The sequence below is a fragment of the Chromobacterium sphagni genome (assembly GCF_001855555.1).
Classification (GTDB): domain Bacteria; phylum Pseudomonadota; class Gammaproteobacteria; order Burkholderiales; family Chromobacteriaceae; genus Chromobacterium; species Chromobacterium sphagni.
On the sequence record NZ_MKCT01000095.1, the window covers coordinates 1 to 4,744 of the forward strand.

The 4,744-nt window shown below is 62.7% G+C and carries 5 protein-coding genes; 4 read left to right on the forward strand and 1 reads right to left on the reverse strand.

The genetic code is table 11. The features are described from left to right. The first annotated feature begins 256 nt into the window (after window positions 1–256). The 4 genes from BI344_RS22305 to BI344_RS22320 all read left to right on the forward strand — a co-directional run bounded on the left by BI344_RS22305 (window position 257) and on the right by BI344_RS22320 (window position 3,999). Window positions 257–1,303 (forward strand): DNA-binding protein, encoded by a 1,047-nt coding sequence (locus BI344_RS22305; RefSeq protein ID WP_158021105.1) that lies wholly within the window; start codon window positions 257–259, stop codon window positions 1,301–1,303. Between the two features lie 121 nt (window positions 1,304–1,424). Continuing rightward, entirely contained in the window at window positions 1,425–2,051 is a 627-nt protein-coding gene (locus BI344_RS22310) for a hypothetical protein (protein WP_139167120.1), read from the forward strand. 197 nt (window positions 2,052–2,248) lie between these two features. After that, window positions 2,249–2,977: a pseudouridine synthase gene (locus BI344_RS22315; RefSeq protein ID WP_071114981.1), complete on the forward strand. Its 729-nt coding sequence runs from the start codon at window positions 2,249–2,251 to the stop codon at window positions 2,975–2,977. A 23-nt stretch (window positions 2,978–3,000) separates the two neighbouring features. Beyond that, complete coding sequence (locus tag BI344_RS22320; RefSeq protein WP_071114982.1) at window positions 3,001–3,999, forward strand: hypothetical protein; 999 nt, start codon at window positions 3,001–3,003, stop codon at window positions 3,997–3,999. Between the two features lie 118 nt (window positions 4,000–4,117). On the opposite strand, the gene BI344_RS22325 is transcribed toward BI344_RS22320, so the two are convergent. Continuing rightward, a partial coding sequence (locus BI344_RS22325; protein ID WP_071114983.1) for a glutathione binding-like protein occupies window positions 4,118–4,744 on the reverse strand: 627 nt, incomplete at its 5' end.

The window sequence follows — 4,744 nt, forward strand, 5'->3', positions numbered from 1 at the left end:
GTCGGGGGAGGTTCGGCAGGCTTTGCGGACCTCGCGCTGTGATATGGAGTGGCGATCTGTTTTGTGCCCTGATTCTCGCTCTGAAGCTTTGAGTGTTCTACTTTCAGTGCCGCTTTTCCGCTTAAAAATTCCGATAAGTATAATTATCGGAAAAATAAACATTATTTTGTAAATTATTAATGTAATACGTAATATATTTACTTATTTGTTTTTGCTACACTGATGAAAAGTTGCTTATTTGGGCATGGAGAAGAATATGGCTGCAGATATTTACGCAAGAATCCGCCAGACGGCGTTTGAGCTGGTGGGGGAAGGCGTGTGGCCCACTGTGGTGGATGTGCGGTCCCGGCTGGGAAGCGGTTCCAACACCACCATCAACAATACGCTCAAAGAATGGCGGCGGGAGTTTCTGGGACGGGTGGCCGCCTCGTCGCGGAGGCCGGATTGGCCGCCCAGCCTTGCCGAGGCTTTCGAGCAGGTATGGCAGAAGGCTTGCGATGAGGCCGAGCAGCAACTGAGCGCTGTCCGTCAGGAGGTGGAGGCGGAAGTGGCGGTTCTGCGCCAGCAGGTGGAGGGCCTGCACGAGCGGGAGCAAAAGTCGCTTGCCGAGCTGCAGTCGCTGCGCCACGAACTGGAGCTGCGCGCCGCGCGGCAGGTGGAGCTGGACAGCAGTCTGCAGCGGGAGCGATTGCATGTGGAGTCGCTACTGCGGGAGCGGCAGGAACTGCAGCAGGCGGCAGAGTTACAACGGGAGGCGCAGGATTTGGCGCGCCAGGAGGCGGAATCCCGGCTGCTGGAGCTGGCGGACCGGCATGAGCAGCAGCTGCGGGAAGCGCAGGAGGAGGCAAGCCGCAAGGAGTCTCTGGCTTATGAGCGGCTGGAGGGGCTGCGCGTGCGGCTTTACCAGCAGGTGGAGAGCGAGCGGCAGGAAATGAAGCTGCAGCAGCAAAAGCTGGAGGGCGCGCTGCAGCAGGCGCGGCAGGATGGCGCCAAGGTGGAGAATCTGTGGCGGGAGAGGATGCTGGAGCGGGAGCGGGAAAATGGCGGTCTGCAGGCGCGGCTGGATTTGCTGCAACAGCAGGGCGAAGCCGTCAGGCAGGAGTCGCGCCTGCAAAAAGAGTCGGCGGAGGCGCAGTTGCTGGCGCTGACGGCGGAGAACGCCAGGCTGCAGGCTTTGCAATCGATGCGGCGCGAGCAGTGGCTCGACCGCTTGGGCGCGGCCTTGCGCGCGGGCGGCCTGCCGGCCGGGCCAGAGGCCGTCCAGTCCTGGCTTGCGGCGCTGCTGACCGAGACCGCTCAATAAAATCCATCGGATGGCGGCTCCCTCCGGGGTACCTGTCCTGCTGGACAATGCGGTTTCCCGGCGGCTTGCACGGCTTCGGCTATGCTGAATGAGTTTCAACCCATCCCAGCAAGGAGCCGATATGACAGCACAAGGGTATGCCGTTCTATATATGGCGTTCATCGTCGTATTGTTTGCCGCAATTGTCTGGAAAACCCCCATCTTGCGCGACCGGGGGCCGCTGCTGCCCGGTGTGGCCGACGGGCAGCAGACTTTCAGCCTGGCGCGCAGCCAGTTGTTGTGGTGGACGCTGGCTGTCGCCGTGGTGGCCGGCAGCCTGCTGATCGTCACGGGCAATCTGTTGTCGCCCACGCCGCAGGTGCTGGCTTTGCTGGGCATCAGCGCGGGCACCACCGGGCTGGCCAGCCTGGTGGATCAGTCCTCTGGCACAAGCGCGACGCCGCTGGGGCGCTCCCGGGGCTGGCTGCAGGACATACTGGATGATGGCCAGGGGATTTCCGTGCATCGCTACCAGTCCTTGCTGGCCAATATCGGAATCGGCCTTGCCTTCATCTATAAGTCGGTCGAGCAAGGGGCTTTCTATGCGATAGACCCGATGTGGCTAGGCGTGCTCGGCATCAGCAGCGTGTTGTATGTCGGCATGAAGTCGCGCGAAGGCGGCGTGGTCGGCGCAGGCCCGGTGCCGGTGGCCGCGCCTCAGTCGCCGGCTGTCAGCGCCGGCGGGACGTCTCCCGCGCTTTCCGCCTGAGCCGACGCCGGCAAGCGGTTCATCCAGAACCGGACAAAGGTCGCCGTTGGCGGCCTTTGTCAGTTGGCCCTCCCATGCGGCATTTTGATGCGGCCCATGGCCAGTACTGGCACAATCCCCTACAATAACGGTCAATTCAATAAGCGGCCTCTGCGTGCAATGCGACCGGAGTCCGCTTTTTCATTACGGAAAAACAAATGGAACCTGTACGCCTGTCAAAACGCATGGCCGAGCTGGGGCTGTGTTCGCGCCGGGAGGCTGACAGCTATATCGAGCAAGGTTGGGTCAAGGTGGATGGCGAAGTGGCGGTGCTGGGGCAGAAAGTGCTGCCGCACAACCTGATCGAAGTCGACAAGAAGGCCCAGGATGCCCAATCCGCCCGGGTCACCATTCTGCTGAACAAGCCGATGGGCTATGTTTCCGGCCAGGCTGAAGATGGTTATGAGCCGGCGGTGGTGTTGGTCACGCCGGAAAACCACTGGTCCGAGGATGGCAGCCGCAAACGTTTCCAGGCTTCGCACCTGCGCGGCCTGGCTCCGGCGGGCCGACTGGACATCGATTCGGTGGGCCTCTTGGTGTTGACCCAGGATGGCCGCGTGGCCAAGCACCTGATAGGCGAAAATTCGTCGGTGGAGAAGGAGTATCTGGTGCGGGTGGAGGGCGAGCTGAGCGCAAATGGCCTGGCGTTGCTCAACCACGGTCTGGAGCTGGACGGCAAGAAGCTGCTGCCCGCCAAGGTGAGCTGGCAGAATGAGGACCAGTTGCGTTTTGTGCTGCGCGAAGGCAAGAAGCGCCAGATCCGCCGCATGTGCGAAATGGTGGGTTTGCGGGTGGTCGGCCTCAAGCGCATCTCCATCGGTAAGGTCAAGCTGGGCAATCTGCCTACCGGCCAGTGGCGCTATCTGCGCGACGACGAGCAATTCTGATCTGATCTTTCCAAGGGGGCGGCATGTTCGAGCGATTGCTGCGCAGGTTGGGTCTGGACGGACAAAGCCGGCAGCGGACCAGGATGCTGGCAGGCCAGATCGAGCAACTGATCGACGCGTGCGACAAGCGTCTGAGGCTGGTGCCGGGCTATCTGGACGCGCTGACGCCCGGCATGCGCGCCTCGCAAGCCTATTTGTCCACGCTGATGGCCCAGTTGCCGCCGGTGCTGACCTTGTCGTTGCCGAGTTTCTCGCGCGATCCGCGCCTGGGCCTGCTGTTTGCCGGACCGTCCAGCCTGTTGGAACTGCTGGACGGCAGCGGGCCGCTGCACGAGTTCTTCCTCTCCGCCGGCAACGGTGACGAGGCCTGGGCGTTATTGACGATGCAGCGCAGCGAGACCAGCCGCTTCGGCGTGGCGATGGAGAACGGCGAGCTGCGCAATGATGTGGCGCAGGTGGTGGTGAGTTTCGACGGCCATAGGCTGGTGATGCCCAGCCCAAGCCAGGAGCAATTTCGGCGCAATTCCGGCGCCCATGCGCTGGAGGTGATGACCTCGGTGATCGCGCGGCGGCTCAGCCTGCTGGAACAGGCGCGCCAGCAGCTGGAGGCCGAGCAGGCGCGGCTGCAGTTGCGACGTCTGTCCCTGCAGTCAGACCGCTGCGTGGTGGTGGACTGCCAGGCTAGCGATGCGTGCCTGCCGGAAACCGCCGCCGGCGTGGATGCCCGGCTGGCAGAAATCGGCCCGCAACTGGACGAGTTGCGCGGGCAGGCCAGCCTGGATGGTCTGCTGCGGACCGTGCGCGAAGTGTTGGAGCAGCCAGCCGACTATTTCAGCCTGCAGACGGTGACGCTGAGGCTTAACCGAATGGGCATCAAGGTGGGCCGCGACGACGAGGCTACGGATTTGACGTTGGAAGAAGTGGTGCTGGGCAAGGCGATGCCTGTCCGCCGGGCATTGCTGCCGGTGCGCGTTCATCGCCACGATATCGCCGAGTTGCGCCGCCAATTCGGCGCCGATTAAGCAAAAGCCGGTGCAGGCATCTACGGACCGGCTATGCTGAATAGAGCAAGAGTTTCAATCGGCCTCAGGGCGGTCGGTTGAATCTGCCCCGACCTTCTGGCCGGGGCTTTTTTTATGCCTATCCGCCGCGCGGCTTTCCATCCTGGCCGAACAGGATGGCGCGCGAGGCATCAGTCAGGGTGGGGGTGGTGTTGATGCCTTCGGCGAGCTTGTAGGCTTTTTGCACCGCGGACCGCGCCGCGATGCGTTCGAACCAGCGCTTCAGCGCGGGGAAGTCGTGCAGATCCTGCCGCTGTTTTTCATGCGGAACAATCCACGGGTAGCAGGCCATGTCGGCGATCGAGTATTCGCCGGCGATGTAATCGCGGCCATCGGCCAGTTGGGTGTCCAGCACACGGTACAGGCGAGCGGTTTCGCGCACGTAGCGGTCCACCGCATACGGTAGCTTCTCCGGCGCGTATTGGGTGAAGTGGTGATTTTGCCCGGCCATCGGCCCCAGCCCGGCCATTTGCCAGAACAGCCACTGCAATGTTTCGTTGCGGCCGCGGAGGCTGTCGGCAATGAAGCGGCCGGCCTTGTCGGCCAGATAAAGCAGGATGGCGCCGGACTCGAACAGGCTGACGGCTTCGCCGCCGTCCGCTGGCGCGTGATCGACCATGGCCGGGATGCGGTTGTTGGGCGCGATGCGCAGGAAGTCCGGCTGGAATTGCTCGCCCTGCGAGATGTTGACCGGGATCAGGCGATA

What these genes read in the sequence shown, in the direction of transcription:
- BI344_RS22305 (WP_158021105.1), top strand. Translation starts at nt 257, where the DNA reads ATGGCTGCAGATATTTACGCAAGAATCCGCCAGACGGCGTTTGAGCTG.
- BI344_RS22315 (WP_071114981.1), top strand. Translation starts at nt 2,249, where the DNA reads ATGGAACCTGTACGCCTGTCAAAACGCATGGCCGAGCTGGGGCTGTGT.
- BI344_RS22310 (WP_139167120.1), top strand. Translation starts at nt 1,425, where the DNA reads ATGACAGCACAAGGGTATGCCGTTCTATATATGGCGTTCATCGTCGTA.
- BI344_RS22320 (WP_071114982.1), top strand. Translation starts at nt 3,001, where the DNA reads ATGTTCGAGCGATTGCTGCGCAGGTTGGGTCTGGACGGACAAAGCCGG.